Below are 18,119 nucleotides of genomic sequence, written 5' to 3'. Positions count from 1 at the left end.
AATGTTCGGCCTGACCAAGGTGCCGCTGTTCGACGACGAGCTCCTCACGAGCTTCATGTCAAGGATCTCGCGCGCGAACGGCCGCACCCGTTCAAGTGAATTCTGCCGCGATGTGGGAATCAACCGGATCAGGTTCGAGAAGGGCGACAGGGCGCAGATCCTGCGTTTCGCAGAACTGGTCGAGATGCCGGTATCGAAGCTAATGCCTCACGCGGTGGAAGTCCGCGACAATCACGGTGCGGTCATCGGTGGCGAATATTTCCCGGCTCCCTCCCTTGCGCGGCGGAAGCTGCGGTTCTGTCCGGGTTGTCTTGCCGATGACGAGGCGGATCAGCGTCGAATTCCTGGCACCCGCCCGTACTGCCGGAGGGAATGGATGTTCCCGACGATCCGGGCATGCCGGAAGCATGGTCAGACGTTGGTGCAGTCTCTCGATGTCCGCTACATCAACCATGCCTACGATTTTCTGACCGCGCTCGAAATGGAGAAGGACAACATGCCGGAGATCGTCGGCCGGAGCGTTCCCCAGAAGGTCACGCCGTTTGAGATCTTCGTCAGCGACCGCGTAGCCGGTAGGCGCGATCACGGGCCGCTGCTTGACGGCCTCACGCTCGCGTCTTGCACCCACTTCTGCGAACTCATCGGGGTTGCCGCCCTCCACGGAAAGCGCTGCCGGGTGAACAGTCTTGGTGATGCCGCCCTTCTCGAGGCGGCCAACCATGCCTTTCTGAAACTCGAGAAGGGCGAGGAGGGACTGCACGCGCTCCTCGATGTCGTCAGAAAAGAGAGCACGCTGTCGAACCTGCGTGGCGGTCAGGCCATCTACGGTCGGATGTACAACAGCCTTCACGACTACCGCGAAGGTCCGGAGTTCGATTCAATCCGGAAGGCGATCCGCAAATATACGCTGGCATCGATGCCGATCCTCAACGGATCCGACTTCTTCGGCAAGGTCGAGGACAGCGCCTGGACTTCCGTCAACATGGTCGTGAAAGCCACGGGCATCAGTGATCAGACGGTTCGTAGAATACTCTGCGCCATGGGGCACCTTAGGACCCATTACCCGGACAAAGGTGAGCAGTTCATATTACGCGCTGATGCTGAAGAGGCCATTGGCATGCTCAACAGCAGTGTCTTGTCCAACGCGGCCGCGAAGATCATCGGCTGCGAGGAACCCTTCTTCGCGCGTTTGGTGGCCGAAGGATTCATCAAGCCGATGCCGTTTGAACGCCGCGCAGCCGAAGACCGCAGCTATGTGATGCTGGATCGCTACGCGAGGTCGGAGATCGAGGCCTTCCAGGCAAAGCTGGACAATGCCATCACTGCCAAGCCTGCCACTGGCATGATCTCCTTAGCGACCGCTGCAAAGTCTATGGGAAGGCAACAGAAAGAGCTGTTGCAACTCGTTTTGGACCAGAGATTGAAAACCGTCGCCATGAAGAATCTGGGTCCATTCAGTTCACGGCTGCTGGTGGACGGCAAAGAAGTCAGTTCCGCCCTTGGCCACCCTATAGGGCTAAATGCCACCGAGACCGCGCGGCTGCTCGGGATCAAGCGCGGCCCGCTCTCCGCGCTCGTCAAACGCGGAGAGCTGACCCCCATCAAATATGGCTTCCACAAGCGGCAGCTCTACGACGAGCGCGAAGTGGAGGCGTTTCGATCGGCGTATCTCTCGTTCGGGGCCGTGTGCACGGAATACGGTCTCAACCGAATGGAGCTCATGCATCGGATCCGACGACGGGAGATTGTTCCCGCATTCCCCCAAGACGAAATCGGAGCCATCCTGATCGCTCGGAGCGCCATTCCTCGCTTGCTGGCTACCGCTGCCTGAGTTCTCTCACCCCCAGACTGTGGCCTGTTTCGGATTGCCCCATGCGGAGCATCGTTCCCTGCATTGGCTTTCAAGGGCATCCACCAACCACCATGATCTTTTCTCCTCCCATAATCGCTCCGATCACGCGATCCCCGGCAAGCTGCTTCCATTCCTCCGATGTGTGGAGCTGAAGGTCTATCTCGCGACCGACAACCTCCTCCATCTTTTGCACGGCCTCTCCGATTTCGAGAAAGTCGATGTTCCCAACGACCATGAGATCAACGTCACTGCTGGCACGCTCACTTCCCTTAACGACGGATCCGAAGATGAATGCCAGTTCGATGCGGTCGCGAAGGGGTCTGAGAACGCCTGCGATGACATCCCTCAGTCCGAACGTCTTTAGGCAGATCAATCGCAGTTCATTATATATCGGGTTCTTCGAGTTGATCGAATAGACGACCTGGTTTCCTCGTGACGACTTGACGACGATATCCGACCTCTCGAAGGCGCGGATGATGTTGCGCCCGGCACCTACGCCGGGGCCGCCGATCGACAGAAGCTCGTTTGTGCCAAACTCCTTCTCTGGGTTCAGGAGAAGAGCTCCGAGCATGCGTTGCTGCCTACCTGAAAGCATAAAGTCGATTGCGGACATCAGGTGAACCTGTTTTTGGACCGATAGAACCAATAATTGGTTCAATTGCCGATGCCAATACATCGGTCCACGTCCGGATTCGATTGATGCCAGTATTGGATCGCTGTCAGCTCGTCAGCATCTACAGGCTTGGAACCGCACCGTCGCGATCACTTGAACGATGACAGAGATCGCCTCGTGGACCTATCCACGAACGCCATCAGCCGTTCCTCTGGAATCGCATCGATCTCAAAAGTTCAGTGACATTGAGTGTGGTCGCATAACCGACCTGTTTCCGCGATCTCGGTCGTATTCATCCGGTCCAATGCGGCAAGCAACTCGCCATCGTCCATGCGATCACACAAGAACCTACCGGCGGGATAACTCGATAGCTTGATAGCTCGGTTTCGAGCGGCCCGTTCCAGATCTCTTCGATTCACACGAGAGCTCCATCCTCTTTCTGAAATTCGATTGCTGCCCCTGAAACGATGATGATTCATCGACTTGCGCTTTTGGGACAAACCAAGCTGTCATTTGGGACATTCCTCGTTGGCCGCGGTGGGTGCTAACTGCTTGGAATCCTGGAAACGGTTGGGACAAACCTCGTGGCTGCGTAGAGCAGAGGCTTTGAATGAAAAACCCCGTCGTCAGCGCGTCTGACGGCGGGGTTATCTTTTATGGAGCCCGCTGTCCTCGTCACCCGCCTCACCGCCGGGCCCGTGGCGGTCGCGCAGATGAATCGTCATACCTGCGAAGGGCGGCAAAAAGCGCTCGCGGCGAATGATCCATAGCTCATAGGTGGGCGTGAACTGATCCGGCTCATCGAGAGAGCCGAGGTGAATTTCGATTTCGTTGTCGCTGACGGAAAAAACGGATGAACCGCAGTCGGGACAGAAATGTCGGCCCTTGAAGGCATGCGGCTCCCCATCAATCTGAACGGCGTAAAGCGGAAAGATGGCGGAGGCATGGAACAGCGCCCCATGGTGCTTGCGGCAGTCCATGCAATGACAGATGCCGACACGATCGGGCCGTCCCATCACACGGAAGCGGACGCGACCGCACAGACAGCCGCCGGTATGATCTGTCTTATCCACCCTCGTTTCTCCGCGCCCCCGTTGCGTCACCCCGTTGCAGCCCAGATTGCACGGGATCACCTCCCTCCGGCAACCGGCGTTGGGCACGACGGCTCACTGCACAGGCCCATCTCTTGCGTTTCTCGATCGGCGCGCTATCCATCTCGTCGACACAAACCGCATCTGATCGTGCGCCGGCAACGGCGGCAATCAGCAGACATATCCGACCGGCCGCCTCGCCGATCGACCGTCACCAACCGATGGAGCACACCATGTCCCTCCCCGAAAAAGCCTTTCCCGTTTCCTGGGATCAGTTTCACCGTGACGCGCGGGCGCTGGCCTGGCGGCTGGCGGACAGTGCGGAGAGCTGGCGGGCCATTGTCTGCATCACCCGTGGCGGGCTCGTGCCGGCGGCGATCGTCTGCCGGGAGCTCAATATCCGCCTGATCGAGACGGTCTGCGTCGCCTCCTATCACGATTACACCTCGCAGGGCGAAATGGTGGTGCTGAAGGGCATCACCGAGGAGCTGCGCACGGACGGCGGCAAGGGCGTGCTGGTCATCGACGACCTCACCGATACCGGCAAGACCGTCGCCATGGTCCGCGACATGTTGCCTGACGCGCACTACGCCGCCGTTTATGCCAAGCCGAAGGGCCGGCCGCTGATCGACACGTTTGTGACCGAGGTCAGCCAGGATACCTGGATCTACTTCCCCTGGGACATGGGCTTTACCTATCAGGAGCCGATCGCCAAGGGCTCGCGCGGCTGAGAATCCGATGATCGCGACACAGGGCGCCCGTCAAATTCCTCCCCGGAATGAAAAGAACTTCGCAACGGATTTGACGTAAGCTAAGCCTTAATCATCCATGGATGGAGGCGTGCCGACGATGCTCAAGTTTCGCTTGCCCGGCATGGCGGCTTTTGTCGCATCCTGCTGGGTGCTGGCCGCCCTGCCCGCAGCCGGCGAGCCCTATTATCTCGGCGAGGTCCGGCATTTTGTGGATGCACATATCCGTCCGTGGCTGACGCAGTCTACGCTGATGCGTGATGCCGCGCTGTGCGACGGCGTCTTTCGGACCATTTCGCAACCTCAGATCCTCGAATTCGATCAACAGTGGATCCAGGAAGCTGGGCAAGGCGGCGGGCCACTGATCGACCAGGTCTTGTCGGGCCCGTTTTCCGCCACGCTACGCGGGTTTCAGGCCGACAATGTCGGCGTCGTGACGGAAATCTTCTTCATCGGAAAACGTGGGTTTCTGTGCGCCGCCAGCCAGCCGACATCGGATTTCTGGCAGGCGGACGAGGATATCTGGACATCGGTCGTCGGCACAGGCGCAAAGCCTGTGAACCTGGCCGCGATCACGTGGGATGAGTCCGTCATGCACAGCCAGAGCCAGGTCAGCATCGCCGTGACGGATACGGTGAACGGGTCACTGCTCGGCGTTCTTGTCGTGGGCGTCAATATCGAGGCGCTTTGAAACACGCGCAGTCAACGCCCGACGGAAACCGGTTCTGGAAAAGAAAAACCCGGCCGAAGCCGGGTTCTTGGTGCGGTCGAGAAGACTCGAACTTCCACGGGTTGCCCCACAGCGACCTCAACGCTGCGCGTCTACCAATTCCGCCACGACCGCATCGTGGTAGGTCCGACTTGCGCCGGCGAGCGAGCATGTAGCAAAAGGAATCGGGCGACACAAGAGCGTCACAAGAGAAAAACACCAGGCTGTGAAAAACTCCGTTCGATTGCGCTGCACCGCCCCGCCGCGGCGCCTTTACAGGAGCGGCGCAAGACGCCATCTATGCGTAAAAGGATAGAAAGTTCAGCGACATGCAAAGAGACGAGATCACCCGCTCCATGATGCCGGCAAACGATTCCCCGCCCGTTCGCTGGCGGATCGCGCCGGACCTCGTGCCCTATGATGTGGCGGTGGCGACGATGGAGGAGACGGTGGCCGACATCGCTGCCGGCCGGGCGGACGAACTCGTCTGGCTCGTCGAACACCCGCCGCTCTATACGGCCGGAACCAGCGCGGAGCCGCGGGATCTCGTGGCGCCCGACCGCTTTCCGGTGTTTACGACCGGGCGTGGCGGGGAATACACCTATCACGGCCCCGGCCAGCGCGTCGTCTATGTGATGCTCGACCTGAAGCGCCGCCAGCAGGATGTGCGTGCCTTCGTGGCCGCGCTGGAAGCGACCATCATCGAGACTCTCGCAGCCATGAACGTCACGGGGGAACGGCGCGAGGACCGCGTCGGCGTCTGGGTCCGGCGCCCGGAAAAGCCGCCGCTCGGCGACGGCCGGATGGCCGAGGACAAGATCGCCGCGATCGGCATCCGGCTTCGGCGATGGGTGAGTTTCCACGGTTTTTCCCTCAACGTCGATCCGGACCTCTCGCATTTTTCCGGCATCGTGCCCTGCGGCATCCGGGACTTTGGGGTCACGAGCCTCGTCGATCTCGGCCTGCCGGTGATGATGCCGGATGTCGATATGCGCATTCGCGAGGCCTTCGAGGCGATTTTCGGGCCGACCCGGACCGATAGCGCCGACTGAGCGCGGCGTTCCGGTCAGCGGGCGGCGCGTTTGACGCCCTTGATGGCGCTCACGGCCCCGCCTCGCGGCGCAAAACACCCTAACGTTCCAAGAGCGCCGGCACCCGTATCCACGAGGCCACGCGGCCGGCAACCGCGACAATCAGAGGAGACACGCACATGCGGATGTCGGCTGAGACCATGTTTCGGCGGCTTGCGAGCCAAGGGCAAGACGACACGCTCGGAGGGCGCATCTGGCGCGCGCGCGATGCCCTGCAGCTTACCCAAGAAGATCTTGCCTGCCATCTTGGGCTTCCCGACGCCACCGTTGCCTCATGGGAGGGCGACCGCGACGAGCCGCAATCGAAAAGCCTGTTTCAACTGGCAGGCGTGCTCGGTGTCTCGCCCGCCTGGTTGATTGCCGGTATCGGCGCCGGCCCGGATGAGGGCGATTGCGAAGTTCCCGAACGCATGCAAGGCGGAACCGCCGGTGGCCCTTCGCTTTCGACCTTGCAGCGCGAATTGGAGCGGCTGCGACGCCAGCACGCGACGACCGCGGCGGCGATCGAGCGGCTGGAGGCGACACTGGCGCAAATCGGCGCCGGCAAGACACGGCCTTGGTAATCGGGACCCAGCCGCACGGCGCCGAACAAACAATTTTCACTTGAGAAGCGGATCGGCCTATGCAGAGTCCACCGCAAAACACCGCCAGAAGCGCTGCTTTTCAGCATGCGGTGCCGAATCACTGGAACGAGGGCGCGACATCAGCCGGCACGGCCGGTCAGCGCCGGAATAGACAAGGAGACCGCATATGGATGTCCGGGCAGCAGTAGCCGTTCAGGCTGGTAAACCACTCGAAGTCATGACTGTACAGCTGGAAGGTCCTCGGGCTGGCGAAGTGCTGGTCGAGGTAAAGGCAACCGGTATTTGTCATACGGACGAGTTCACCCTCTCCGGCGCGGATCCGGAAGGTCTTTTCCCCGCCATCCTCGGCCATGAGGGTGCCGGCATCGTCGTTGATGTCGGCCCTGGCGTCACCTCGCTGAAGAAGGGCGACCATGTCATTCCGCTCTATACGCCGGAATGCCGCTCCTGCCCGTCGTGCCTGTCGCGCAAGACGAACCTGTGCACCGCCATCCGCTCGACCCAGGGGCAAGGCCTGATGCCGGATGGCACGTCGCGCTTCTCGATCGGCAAGGACAAGATCTTCCACTATATGGGCTGCTCGACCTTTGCGAACTACACGGTGCTGCCGGAAATCGCTCTCGCCAAGGTCAATCCCGACGCGCCCTTCGACAAGATCTGCTACATCGGCTGCGGCGTGACGACGGGCGTCGGCGCCGTCATCAACACCGCCAAGGTCGAGATCGGCGCCACCGCCATTGTCTTCGGCCTCGGCGGGATCGGCCTCAACGTCATCCAGGGCCTGCGCCTTGCCGGTGCCGACATGATCATCGGGGTCGATCTCAACAATGAGAAGAAGGCGTGGGGCGAGCGCTTCGGCATGACGCATTTCGTCAACCCGAAGGAAGTCGACGGCGACATCGTGCCCTATCTCGTCAACATGACGAAGCGCGGTGCGGACCAGATCGGCGGCGCCGACTACACGTTCGACTGCACGGGCAACACCAAGGTGATGCGCCAGGCGCTCGAATCCTCGCATCGCGGCTGGGGCAAGTCGGTCGTCATCGGCGTTGCCGGTGCCGGGCAGGAAATCTCCACCCGTCCGTTCCAGCTCGTCACCGGCCGTACCTGGATGGGCACGGCCTTCGGCGGCGCGCGCGGTCGCACGGATGTTCCGAAGATCGTCGACTGGTACATGGAGGGCAAGATCGAGATCGATCCGATGATCACGCACCTTCTGCCGCTCGAAGACATCAACAAGGGTTTCGACCTGATGCATGCGGGCGAATCGATCCGCAGCGTCGTCGTCTATTGAGGATGGCGCCTGCCTACGATATCGACGTGCGGAGCCTTCAGGACTTCTCCGCCGTCGATCTCTACGCCATGCTGAAGCTGCGCGGCGACGTCTTCGTCGTGGAGCAGGCCTGCGCTTATGCCGATCTCGACGGCAAGGATATCGAGGCGCTGCATCTGCGCCTCCTGTCCGCCGGCGAACTCCTCGCCTGCGCGCGGCTGTTCGCGCCGGGAGCGAGCGGAGGCGCAAGGATTGGCCGCGTCGCGGTTTCGCCCGATCATCGCGGCAAGAAGCTGGGCGAGGCACTGATGCGCACGGCGATTGCCGAATGCGAGCGCCGCTTTCCGGGACGTGTGATTGAAATCTCCGCCCAGAGCTATCTCCTCGGCTTCTACCGCGCCCTCGGCTTCGAGCCGGTGTCGCAGGAGTATCTGGAGGATGGCATCGCGCATGTGGATATGGTGCGCCCCAGCGACATGGCTTGCCGGTAGATGCAATCGTGGCTACAATTCGCTTCGAATGGGACGATGACAAGGACGCGGCGAACATCGCCAAGCACGGCATCAGTTTCCGCCAAGCATGCAAAATCTTCGACGGCATCATCTTAACTGCTGATGATGATCGGAACGACTATGGCGAAGTTCGACAGAACAGCATTGGCCTGCTGGATGGCCTGGTGGTCATCGTCGTGACACACACGGACAGGAATGGCCGCATCCGCCTGATTTCGGCGCGGCCTGCAAAACGCAGAGAGCGGGATCGCTATGCCGAAACGATTCGAGAAAGAACTCAGTCCCCATGATCTGGCAGCGCTCGCTGATGATGAGATCGACACCAGTGATATTCCTGAACTCAATGACGACTTCTGGCAGAAGGCCGTCCTTGTTGAACCTGAGGGTACAGAGCAGATCACGCTGCGGGTGAAAAGATCGGTGCTGCAGGCGTTTCGGTCAACGGGTAAAGGCTATCAGACGCGGATGAATGCCGTGCTGGAATCCTACGCACGCAGCCTGAAAAAATAGTCCATGCCCGAAATCTACGTTGATGCCGATGCTTGCCCGGTGAAGCCGGAGATTCTGAAGGTGGCCGAGCGGCATGGCCTGCCGGTGACCTTCGTTGCCAATTCGGGGCTGCGGCCCTCGCGCGATCCCATGGTCAAGAACGTGATCGTCTCCGGGGCCTTCGATGCGGCAGACGACTGGATTGCCGAGCGTGCAGGCCCCGGTGACATCGTGGTCACGGCGGATGTGCCGCTTGCCGGGCGGTGCGTGGCAGCGGGAGCACTCGTCACCGGGCCGACGGGGCGCGTCTTCGACACGACCAATATCGGGATGGCCACCGCCATGCGTGACCTCGGCGCGCATCTGCGGGAAACCGGCGAAAGCAAGGGCTACAACGCGGCCTTTTCTGCGCGGGACCGCTCGTCTTTTCTCGAAACGCTGGAGCGCCTGTGCCGGAGGGCAAAGGCATGATCCGCTCGTGGAGCGACAGACGATATGCTGCCTTCTTCATCGGTCTTGCGGCAGCAGCGGCAGCCTTCGCGGTGACCGCGCTGCTGGCGCCGGCTTTTGCCGGAGAGACGCCTGCCCTCGCCTTCTTCACGGCCTATCTCGCGATCACCGCGGCTCGTCTGCCCCGACTGACGGCGGAGTATCTGAAACACCGGGCCGCCCAGAACGATCCACCGGCCAGCGTCATCCTGCTGGTCACGCTGGTCGCGGTCGTCGTTGCGATCGTGTCGCTCTTCATGGCGCTGAACGACAAGGGCGACGGGCGCGGACTGGAAACGCTCATGGCCTTCGTGGCCGTCATTCTCGGCTGGCTGACGATCCATACGATGATCGCGCTGCACTATGCGCATCTCTACTGGATGCCCGCAACACTGGGGGAAAAGGGCAAGACGGGCGGGCATAAAGTTTCCGGCGGCCTTGATTTTCCCGGGGACGCGGATCCGGGTGTCACCGAGTTTCTCTACTTCTCCTTCGTGATCGGCATGACGGCGCAGACATCCGACGTTGCGATCACCACGACGGCCATGCGGCGCCTGAACCTTGCGCATGCGGTCGTGTCATTCTTCTTCAACACCGTCTTGATCGCTGCGTCCGTCAATGCGGTCATCAATCTCGCGCAGTAGGCGGGCCGGAAGGCCCCGAAAGGATCCGCCATGAAGATCATCTCGCAAAACACCGCCTTTGGCGGCATGCAGGGCGTCTTTGCCCATGAGTCCGCAGCGTGCAACTGCGAAATGACCTTCGCGGTCTTCGTGCCGCCGCAGGCCATTTCCGAGCCGCGCCCCGTGCTGTGGTATCTGTCGGGCCTGACATGCACCCATGCCAATGTGATGGAAAAGGGCGAGTACCGCCGGCTGGCCGCCGAACTCGGACTGATCATCGTTTGCCCCGACACCAGCCCGCGCGGCAACGATGTCGCGGACGAATTGACGAATTGGCAGAAGGGCAAAGGCGCCGGCTTCTACGTCGATGCGACAGAAGAGCCCTGGGCTGCGCACTATCAGATGTACAGCTACGTCACCGAGGAACTGCCGGCGCTTGTGTTCGAACAATTCCGCGCCGACCGGGAACGGCAGGGCATTTTCGGCCATTCGATGGGCGGCCATGGCGCGATGACGATCGCGCTTAAAAACCCCGACCGTATCAAGAGCTGCTCGGCCTTTGCGCCCATCGTTCAGCCATCGACGGCGGACTGGTCGATCGGCGCGTTGACGAGCTATCTTGGCGAGGACCCGTCACGCTGGCGCGCCTACGATGCCTGCGCTCTGGTGGAAGATGGCGCGCGCTTCCCGGAATTCCTGATCGACCAGGGCAAGGCCGACGGCTTCCTGGAAAACGGGCTGCGCCCGTGGCTGTTCGAAGAGGCGGTGAAGGGAACCGATATTGGCCTGACGCTGCGCCTGCACGAGCGCTACGATCATTCCTACTATTTCATTTCCACCTTCATGGACGACCACCTGCGCTGGCACGCGGACCGGCTGGGCTGACCACGCTCGGTCGCGACGAGAACGGCTGTCGGGCAAGGTTGCCCCTGCCCCGGCCGCTGTTCAGGTTGACGCGGCCTCAGGTCGTGGATTGAAGCCGCGCGCCTGCTACGCCCGTCGCGTCCATCACGCGAATGCTGGACTGGGCAAGACCGTTCAACCCCTGCATATCCACAATGAGGTGCCAGTGGCCGGACGTTGGCACCGTTAGACGCAGGGGAGACTTCTTGGCGACGCCGCCGACGAACTGGTGCTTGAGAACCTGCTTGTAGAGCTTCAGATTGGCGTCCGTCATCAGGCGGACGTTGGCGACAGCCGACAGAGTTATCTCGACAATGGTGCCGGCGCGCTGTTCGCGAAGGTCGTAATGGGTAAAATTGAATGCTTGCATGGTCCATGCCATCATTGATTGCCGAACAAGGCACTGCTCGACCCGGGCGGCTTTGGCTTCCTTCCCTCGCCCGGCATCCCACGGCGCGCTGCCCTTCTGGGCGCAGGCATACTAGAGCGTATACACTTAAGAAAAGTTTTCCGGCGCCCTCCCGTTCGCCGTGCCATCTCGAAGCAAGGAAAAGGTCATGCTGAACATTGTTCTCGTTGCCATTGGCGGCGCCATCGGTTCGGTTCTGCGCTATCTCGTCAGTCTTGCGACGCTGAGACAGTTCGGCCCCGCCTTTCCCTGGGGAACGTTCACCGTCAATCTTGTCGGCGGATTGCTCATCGGCATGGTGGCGGGCGTTTTCGCGCTGCGCAGCGAAGCCCCGCAGGAGATACGGCTCTTTCTGATCACGGGCTGCCTCGGCGGGTTCACGACGTTTTCGGCCTTCTCCCTCGATGCGGTCACGCTGTTCGAACGCGGGCAGGTGCTGACAGCCGCCGGCTATGTGGTGGCGAGTGTCGGTTTTTCCATTGGCGGGGTCTTTGCAGGGCTGGCCCTGATGCGGGCCATTCTGTAGGAACAGGCCCAAACACGACGTACAGACCGGGTGCGACAGCCAATCGAAGGCGCCTACGGAAGGAACAGACATGGCAGGCATCGAGCACAGAACCGTGGAGCCGGATGAGGCCGGCATGCGCGTCGATCGCTGGTTCAAGGTTCACTATCCCGGCCTCGGCTTTGGCGCGCTGCAGAAACTGCTGCGCTCGGGCCAGATCCGGGTCGATGGCGGCCGCGTGAAATCCGATAGCCGCGTCGAGCCCGGCCAGACCGTTCGCATCCCGCCCATGGGCGTCGATGGCAAGGAACCGAAGAGCGGACCGATCGGCGCCAGGGACCTGCGCCATTCCGATGACGGCGAGCTTCTCTCGCGCATGGTGCTGCACGAGGACGACAAGGTCATCGTGCTCAACAAGCCGCCGGGCCTTGCCGTGCAGGGTGGATCGGGCGTCAACCGGCACATCGACAAGATGCTGGAAGCATGGACCAACCAGAGGGGTGAAAAGCCGCGCCTCGTGCACCGTCTCGACCGCGACACCTCCGGCGTCCTTGTCATTGCCCGCACGCGCGGCGCTGCCCAGAAGCTGACGGCGGCGTTTCGCGAACGCGATACGAAAAAGACCTACTGGGCCATCGTGAAGGGCGTGCCGCGCAAGCGCGAGGACCGCATCTCCACCTGGCTCGTCAAGGAACAAACGCCGGATGGCGACCGGATGCGCATTGCCAAGCATGGCGAGGACGGCGCCGATCACGCCGTTTCCTATTACCGCATCCTCGAGCAGGCCGGCCAGAACCTCTGCTGGCTGGAAATGGAGCCCTATACGGGCCGAACGCACCAGCTGCGTGTTCACGCCGCCCATATCGGCCACCCCATTCTTGGCGACCCCAAATATTTCGAGGCCGATATCAACTGGAGTTTCCCCGGCGGCATGCAGAACCGGCTGCACCTTCACGCCCGCCATATCGACATCCCCCATCCCTCGGGCGGGCGCCTGCGCGTCAGCGCGCCGATGCCGCAGCACATGGTGCAGAGCTTCAACCTCATCGGCTTCGACGAGACCAATGGGGAGATCGACGGCGAATGAGGCTGGTGCTCTTTGATTGCGACGGCACGCTCGTCGATAGCGGCCGGCTGATCCACGAGGTCATGCGCCGGACCTTCCTCGCCTATCGCCTGCCCGAACCCGATTATGCTGCGACGAAATCGATCATCGGCCTGACACTGGACATCGCCATCGCACGGATCGCCGGTCGCCCGCATGTGGATGACGAGGTGCTCTCGATGACGCAGCACTACAAGGACATCTACGGGGGCGTGCGGGCCACGCCCGGATTCCAGGAGCCGCTGTATGCCGGGATTGGGGACATGATGGCGGCGCTTGCCGGCAATGATGGGCTGGTGCTCGGCGCCGTGACCGGCAAATCCCGCCGCGGCCTCAACCTGATTTCACAGGCGCACGGCTTCGAGAAGACGTTCTTCGTCTCGCGCACGGCCGATGACTGCCCCTCCAAGCCGCATCCGGCCATGGTCAGCGAATGCTGCGCAGACGCGGGAATCGATGCTGCCCGCACCATCGTCATCGGCGACAGCGTTTACGACATGCAGATGGCGGTCAACGCTGGCGCCATTCCGCTCGGCGTGTCCTGGGGCTATGGCGGAGTCGCCGACCTTGCCGATGCGGGCGCGCGCCATATCGTGCGCACCCCGGGTGAAATTATCGACTGGCTGGAAGAAAACGATGTCTGATCACCGCGACGAGCTCAACGGCATGCTGACCGATCCCGATCCGGTTCGCCGTGCCCAGATCCAGATGCAGAAGCCGGCCGTCAGGCGCTTCTACAAGGACGTGACGACCGGCAAGGCGGAGGGCGGCGGCCATGCCGTGCTCCTGGACGGGCGCTCGCTGAAGACGCCGGCCAAGAACACGCTCAGCGTGCCGACCGCGGCGCTGGCTGGCCTCCTCCGGGACGAATGGGACGCGCAGGGCGAGACGATCGAGCCGGATGCCATGCCGATCACCCGTCTCGTCAACACGGCGATCGACGGCGTTTCCGTCGAGCACCGTGCCGTGTTTGCCGAAATCCTGCGCTTTGCCGGAACGGACATGCTCTGCTACCGCGCCGACCAGCCGGAAGGCCTGGTGGCCCGGCAGAACGCCGTCTGGGATCCCATTCTCGACTGGATGGCGGGCGCGGGCGGTGCGCCCTTCCTGACCGTATCCGGCATTATGCACCGGGAGCAGCCGGCGGCGGCGATCAACGGCTACGCCGAACTGCTGCGCAATTATGCAACGCCGCTCGGCCTCACCTGCCTGCACACCATCACCAGCCTGACGGGCTCGGCCATCCTCGCCATCGCCTTTGCCGAGGGTTTCCGCACGCCGGACGACATCTGGGCCGCGGCCCATGTCGATGAGGACTGGCAGATTTCGCAGTGGGGCGAGGACGAGGAGGCGGCGTTGCGGCGCGCGCGGCGCTACATCGACTTCGACGCGGCGGTCCGCACGCTCGATTCCCTGCGATAAGCGCTCCAGAGCGGCAAGCCTTGCGGGGGGCGTTCAGCCACCGCGTTCGCGGCGCAGCTTGGACCACCAGTCGAGGCGCTTGCGGATTTCGCGTTCGAAGCCGCGCTCCGGCGGATCGTAATATTGCTGGCGTCCCATCTTCTCCGGGAAATAGTCCTGGCCGGAGAAGGCGTCGGGCTGATCGTGGTCGTAGCGATAGCCATCGCCATACCCTTCGCCCTTCATCAGCTTGGTCGGGGCGTTCAGAATATGCTTGGGCGGCAGAAGCGAGCCATGCTCCTTCGCGGACCGCATCGCCGCCTTGTAGGCGACATAGACCCCGTTCGACTTGGGCGCGGTGGCGAGGTAGACACAGGCATTGGCGAGCGCCAGTTCCCCCTCGGGAGATCCGAGGAAATCATAGGCGTCCTTGGCCGCATTGGCGACGACCAGGGCCTGCGGATCGGCAAGGCCGATATCCTCAACCGCCATGCGCACGAGACGCCGGCCGAGAAACAGCGGGTCCTCACCGGCATCGAACATGCGGCAGAGGTAATAGAGAGCCGCATCCGGATCCGAGCCGCGGATCGATTTGTGAAGCGCGGAAATGAGGTTGTAGTGGCCGTCCTGCCCCTTGTCATAGACGGGGGCGCGGCGTTGCACGACCTCCTGCAAGGCCGCCGCATCGAAGACTTCGCCGGAACGCGCGGCGCGCCAGACTTCTTCTGCGAGCGTCAGCACGGCCCGGCCGTCGCCATCGGCCATGCGGATCAGGCTGGCGCGGGCCTCCGGATCAAGCGGCAGCGCCTTGGCCTCAACGGTCTCGGCGCGCGCCAGGAGCTCCGTTAGGCTCTCCTCGTCATGGGAGCGGAAGGTGAGCACCCGGGCGCGGGAGAGAAGAGCGGCATTGAGCTCGAAGGAGGGATTTTCCGTCGTCGCGCCAACGAGGATGACGGTGCCATCCTCCATGACCGGCAGGAAACTGTCCTGCTGGGCGCGGTTGAAGCGATGGATTTCGTCGACGAAGAGCAGCGTCTGGCGACCGGACATGCGCCGGGCACGCGCCGATTCGAAGACTTTCTTGAGATCGGCGACGCCGGAGAAGATGGCCGAGATCTGCTCGAAGGCCAGTCCCGCTTCGCCCGACAGGAGGCGCGCCACCGTCGTCTTGCCGGTGCCCGGCGGGCCCCAGAAGATCATCGACCCCAGGGATCCCGCCTCGATCATGCGTCGCAGAACGCCGTCCGGCCCGGTCAGGTGCGCCTGGCCGCTGACCTCATCCAGCGTTTTCGGCCGCAGGCGATCTGCCAGCGGCCGCTTCTCCCGGATGATGTCGGGCGCGCCCTGCGCGAAGAGATCACTCATCGGAAGAACTGCCGGATGAGCTGGCCGTCCCGCAGGATTTCGACGCGCCAGAAGGCCGGATCGGTCGCGACCGCCGTTTCAAGCGTCTTCGACTTGTCGATCTGCTCGCCGTTCACGGCGACGACGATGTCTTTTGCCTGCAGGCCGATGCGGGCGGCGGGAGAACCGCGCTTCACCTCGACGATGACAACGCCTTCCGTCGTGTTGCCGAGGCGCAGCTCATCGGCAAGGCGCGGCGAGAGATTGGCAACGACGGCGCCGGAGAAAGGATTGCGTCCCTCAATCAGCCGCTCGTCGCGCGGGGTGGTCTCGGGCGCGGCGGCAAGCGCCAGCGTGACCTCGCGGCTCCTGCCATTGTCGCTGACCGTCAGCTTCGCGTCGTGACCGATGCCGACCGTCGTCAGGCGGTAACCGAGCGCGTCGGGATGCTCGACCGCAATGCCATTGACGGCGGTGACAACCTGGCCGGGCTTCAGGCCCGCCTTTTCGGCCGGCCCACCGGCGACGACGGCGGTCACGAGGGCGCCGCGGGCGCGATCAAGCCCCAGCGCCTCGGCAACCTCGGAGGTGACGGGTTCGAAACTGGCGCCGATATAGGGCCGCACGAAGCTCGGGCTGCCGCCCTCGGCCGAGGTCACGAAGCTCTTCACCAGATTGGCGGGAATGGCGAACCCGACACCGTTCGAACCGCCGCCGCGCGAGAAGATCGCGGTGTTGATGCCGATCAGCTGACCCTTCATGTCGATCAGCGCGCCGCCCGAATTGCCGGGATTGATGGCCGCATCGGTCTGGATGAAAAACCCGAAATCGCCCGAGACAACCTGGTTGCGGGCAAGCGCCGAGACGATGCCGCTGGTCACGGTCTGGCCGACGCCGAAGGGATTGCCGATGGCGAGCACGAGATCGCCGACCTCAACGGCATCGCTGTCGCCGATCGGGATCGTGTCGAACGTTGTATCGGACTTGATCTTGAGCACGGCGAGATCCAGCCGGTCGTCCTTCAGGACGACGGTGCTGGCGAACTCGCGCCCATCGGCGAGCGCCACCTTGATGTCGTCGGCGCCCTCGATGACATGGTTGTTGGTGACAACGATGCCGTTGGCGCCGACGATGACGCCGGAGCCGAGCGAGGACTGCTTTTCCGACCGGTTCGGCATGCGTTGGCCGAAGAACTGCTCGAAGAAGGGATCGCCGTCGAAGGGAGACCGACGCTGGACCACCCGCTCGGCATAGACGTTGACCACGGCATTGGCGGTCTGCTTGACGAGGGGCGCGAAGGACATCTGCATTTCGGTGCGGTCGGCCGGAAGACGCTTGGCATCCGTGCCCTGCGCAAGGGCCGCGCCGGGCAGGAGGTCGAGCCGCTCGGCGACCAGCGCCGTGCCGGCGACGCCCGCCGACAAGAGGCCGATGGAGGCAAGAAGAAGGACGACCCGGCGGGGCGCGAAGCGGCGGAAGAACGTCATGGATACGATCCTGAAAATGATGCGGTTCGGCCGTCAGAGATAGGATGGCGCGGGCGTGCGGCAAAGTTAAAAGACGGAAAGAATTGCCGCCTTTTTGCCAGCCCGCCGCCGCGGCATCCCCCAGGCAAGGCGTCGCGTTACGAACCGGCCCCACTCTACACCGGTCCCGCACCCTTATCGTCGGCCGGAGCGTCCGCGATGGACCCGTTTCCGCGTCTCATCGCGTGTGCCCCTTTCCACGGGAAGACGCGCACGCCCAAAAGGGCGTCTCGCCTTCACTGCCGCCCTCGCGGCGGGGAAACCCGCCGATCAGAACGGGATATCGTCATCCATGTCGCGCGAGAAGTTGCTGGCGCCTCCGGAAGACTGACGGCCGCCACCGCTCGACGAGCCGGAGGCCTGCGGACGGTCGTAATCGTCGTAGGACGGCGCGGAGCCGAAGGAGGAGCCGCCATAATCATTGCCGCCACCGGACATGCGGCGGTCGCCACCGCCCTCGCCGCGACCGTCGAGCATGGTCAGCGTGGAATTGAAGCCCTGCAGCACGACTTCCGTGGTGTAGCGGTCATTGCCGTTCTGGTCCTGCCACTTGCGGGTCTGCAGCGCGCCTTCGATATAGAGCTTGGCACCCTTCTTGATGTACTGCTCGACGACCTTGCACAGACCCTCATTGAAGACGACGACATTGTGCCACTCGGTCTTTTCGCGGCGTTCGCCGGAGTTGCGATCGCGCCAGCTTTCCGAGGTCGCGATGCGCAGGTTGGCGATCGGACGGCCGTCCTGCGTGCGACGGATTTCCGGGTCCGCCCCGACGTTACCGACCAAAATTACCTTGTTGACGCTACCAGCCATCGTTGTCGTCCCTGTTGAGGGGCGCGCCGGCCCGCAAG

22 protein-coding genes and 1 tRNA gene are annotated in these 18,119 nt (G+C 62.7%); 16 read left to right on the top strand and 7 right to left on the bottom strand.

Annotation, left to right across the window (positions count from 1 at the left end):
• The first annotated feature begins 1 nt into the window (after position 1).
• Positions 2-1,831, top strand: a complete 1,830-nt coding sequence (locus F3H41_RS02615) for a TniQ family protein (protein ID WP_149737005.1) — start codon at positions 2-4, stop codon at positions 1,829-1,831.
• A 70-nt stretch (positions 1,832-1,901) separates the two neighbouring features.
• Here F3H41_RS02615 and F3H41_RS02610 read toward each other — a convergent pair whose 3' ends face one another.
• Together F3H41_RS02610 and F3H41_RS02605 are read right to left on the bottom strand one after the other, a co-directional pair.
• Complete coding sequence (locus F3H41_RS02610) at positions 1,902-2,465, bottom strand: nucleotidyltransferase domain-containing protein (RefSeq protein WP_149737004.1); 564 nt, start codon at positions 2,463-2,465, stop codon at positions 1,902-1,904.
• Positions 2,466-3,112: 647 nt separating this feature from the next.
• Positions 3,113-3,538: a GFA family protein gene (locus tag F3H41_RS02605; protein WP_244616051.1), complete on the bottom strand. Its 426-nt coding sequence runs from the start codon at positions 3,536-3,538 to the stop codon at positions 3,113-3,115.
• A 251-nt stretch (positions 3,539-3,789) separates the two neighbouring features.
• Here F3H41_RS02605 and gpt point away from each other — a divergent pair, with 251 nt between their 5' ends.
• Together gpt and F3H41_RS02595 are read left to right on the top strand one after the other, a co-directional pair.
• Positions 3,790-4,287: a xanthine phosphoribosyltransferase gene (gene gpt, locus F3H41_RS02600; RefSeq protein WP_149737003.1), complete on the top strand. Its 498-nt coding sequence runs from the start codon at positions 3,790-3,792 to the stop codon at positions 4,285-4,287.
• 118 nt (positions 4,288-4,405) lie between these two features.
• Positions 4,406-4,996: a hypothetical protein gene (locus F3H41_RS02595; RefSeq protein ID WP_149737002.1), complete on the top strand. Its 591-nt coding sequence runs from the start codon at positions 4,406-4,408 to the stop codon at positions 4,994-4,996.
• 68 nt (positions 4,997-5,064) lie between these two features.
• Here F3H41_RS02595 and F3H41_RS02590 read toward each other — a convergent pair.
• A tRNA-Leu gene (locus F3H41_RS02590) sits at positions 5,065-5,149 on the bottom strand.
• 194 nt (positions 5,150-5,343) lie between these two features.
• On the opposite strand from F3H41_RS02590, the gene lipB reads away from it, so the two are divergent.
• The 9 genes from lipB to fghA all read left to right on the top strand — a co-directional run bounded on the left by lipB (position 5,344) and on the right by fghA (position 10,960).
• Positions 5,344-6,066 (top strand): lipoyl(octanoyl) transferase LipB, encoded by a 723-nt coding sequence (lipB, locus tag F3H41_RS02585; protein ID WP_149737001.1) that lies wholly within the window; start codon positions 5,344-5,346, stop codon positions 6,064-6,066.
• Positions 6,067-6,230: 164 nt separating this feature from the next.
• Complete coding sequence (locus tag F3H41_RS02580; RefSeq protein ID WP_244616050.1) at positions 6,231-6,668, top strand: helix-turn-helix domain-containing protein; 438 nt, start codon at positions 6,231-6,233, stop codon at positions 6,666-6,668.
• A gap of 187 nt (positions 6,669-6,855) precedes the next feature.
• Positions 6,856-7,983: an S-(hydroxymethyl)glutathione dehydrogenase/class III alcohol dehydrogenase gene (locus F3H41_RS02575; protein WP_149736999.1), complete on the top strand. Its 1,128-nt coding sequence runs from the start codon at positions 6,856-6,858 to the stop codon at positions 7,981-7,983.
• A gap of 26 nt (positions 7,984-8,009) precedes the next feature.
• Entirely contained in the window at positions 8,010-8,453 is a 444-nt protein-coding gene (locus F3H41_RS02570; protein WP_348532476.1) for a GNAT family N-acetyltransferase, read from the top strand.
• A gap of 8 nt (positions 8,454-8,461) precedes the next feature.
• The gene (locus tag F3H41_RS02565) at positions 8,462-8,764 is read left to right on the top strand and encodes a BrnT family toxin (protein WP_244616049.1); all 303 of its coding nucleotides are present in this window, start codon (positions 8,462-8,464) and stop codon (positions 8,762-8,764) included.
• On the top strand, positions 8,727-8,984 hold the full coding sequence (locus tag F3H41_RS02560; RefSeq protein ID WP_149736997.1) for a BrnA antitoxin family protein: 258 nt from the start codon (positions 8,727-8,729) through the stop codon (positions 8,982-8,984). The genes F3H41_RS02565 and F3H41_RS02560 overlap by 38 nt, the downstream gene beginning before the upstream one ends.
• 3 nt (positions 8,985-8,987) lie before the next feature.
• Entirely contained in the window at positions 8,988-9,434 is a 447-nt protein-coding gene (locus tag F3H41_RS02555) for a YaiI/YqxD family protein (RefSeq protein WP_149736996.1), read from the top strand.
• Complete coding sequence (locus F3H41_RS02550; protein ID WP_149736995.1) at positions 9,431-10,096, top strand: DUF1345 domain-containing protein; 666 nt, start codon at positions 9,431-9,433, stop codon at positions 10,094-10,096. The genes F3H41_RS02555 and F3H41_RS02550 overlap by 4 nt, the downstream gene beginning before the upstream one ends.
• A gap of 30 nt (positions 10,097-10,126) precedes the next feature.
• Entirely contained in the window at positions 10,127-10,960 is an 834-nt protein-coding gene (gene fghA, locus F3H41_RS02545) for an S-formylglutathione hydrolase (protein WP_149736994.1), read from the top strand.
• 76 nt (positions 10,961-11,036) lie between these two features.
• Here fghA and F3H41_RS02540 read toward each other — a convergent pair whose 3' ends face one another.
• The gene (locus F3H41_RS02540; RefSeq protein WP_149736993.1) at positions 11,037-11,348 is read right to left on the bottom strand and encodes a DUF1883 domain-containing protein; all 312 of its coding nucleotides are present in this window, start codon (positions 11,346-11,348) and stop codon (positions 11,037-11,039) included.
• A 187-nt stretch (positions 11,349-11,535) separates the two neighbouring features.
• Here F3H41_RS02540 and crcB point away from each other — a divergent pair, with 187 nt between their 5' ends.
• The 4 genes from crcB to F3H41_RS02520 all read left to right on the top strand — a co-directional run bounded on the left by crcB (position 11,536) and on the right by F3H41_RS02520 (position 14,419).
• Entirely contained in the window at positions 11,536-11,913 is a 378-nt protein-coding gene (gene crcB, locus F3H41_RS02535) for a fluoride efflux transporter CrcB (RefSeq protein ID WP_149736992.1), read from the top strand.
• Positions 11,914-11,983: 70 nt separating this feature from the next.
• The gene (locus F3H41_RS02530; protein WP_149736991.1) at positions 11,984-12,979 is read left to right on the top strand and encodes an RluA family pseudouridine synthase; all 996 of its coding nucleotides are present in this window, start codon (positions 11,984-11,986) and stop codon (positions 12,977-12,979) included.
• Positions 12,976-13,641, top strand: a complete 666-nt coding sequence (locus F3H41_RS02525) for an HAD-IA family hydrolase (protein ID WP_149736990.1) — start codon at positions 12,976-12,978, stop codon at positions 13,639-13,641. Before F3H41_RS02530 ends, F3H41_RS02525 begins: the two co-directional genes overlap by 4 nt.
• The gene (locus tag F3H41_RS02520) at positions 13,634-14,419 is read left to right on the top strand and encodes an ATP12 family chaperone protein (protein WP_149736989.1); all 786 of its coding nucleotides are present in this window, start codon (positions 13,634-13,636) and stop codon (positions 14,417-14,419) included. The genes F3H41_RS02525 and F3H41_RS02520 overlap by 8 nt, the downstream gene beginning before the upstream one ends.
• A gap of 33 nt (positions 14,420-14,452) precedes the next feature.
• Here F3H41_RS02520 and F3H41_RS02515 read toward each other — a convergent pair whose 3' ends face one another.
• The 3 genes from F3H41_RS02515 to F3H41_RS02505 all read right to left on the bottom strand — a co-directional run bounded on the left by F3H41_RS02515 (position 14,453) and on the right by F3H41_RS02505 (position 18,081).
• On the bottom strand, positions 14,453-15,763 hold the full coding sequence (locus F3H41_RS02515; protein WP_149736988.1) for a replication-associated recombination protein A: 1,311 nt from the start codon (positions 15,761-15,763) through the stop codon (positions 14,453-14,455).
• On the bottom strand, positions 15,760-17,052 hold the full coding sequence (locus tag F3H41_RS02510; RefSeq protein WP_244616115.1) for a DegQ family serine endoprotease: 1,293 nt from the start codon (positions 17,050-17,052) through the stop codon (positions 15,760-15,762). The genes F3H41_RS02515 and F3H41_RS02510 overlap by 4 nt, the downstream gene beginning before the upstream one ends.
• A gap of 486 nt (positions 17,053-17,538) precedes the next feature.
• Positions 17,539-18,081, bottom strand: a complete 543-nt coding sequence (locus F3H41_RS02505; RefSeq protein WP_149736986.1) for a single-stranded DNA-binding protein — start codon at positions 18,079-18,081, stop codon at positions 17,539-17,541.
• Between the last annotated feature and the right edge of the window lie 38 nt (positions 18,082-18,119).

The organism is Rhizobium sp. RU20A (assembly GCF_900155885.1).
Lineage (GTDB): Bacteria > Pseudomonadota > Alphaproteobacteria > Rhizobiales > Rhizobiaceae > RU20A.
Note: the sequence above shows the minus strand (reverse complement) of the source record. Positions and strands in the feature narration are given on the sequence as shown.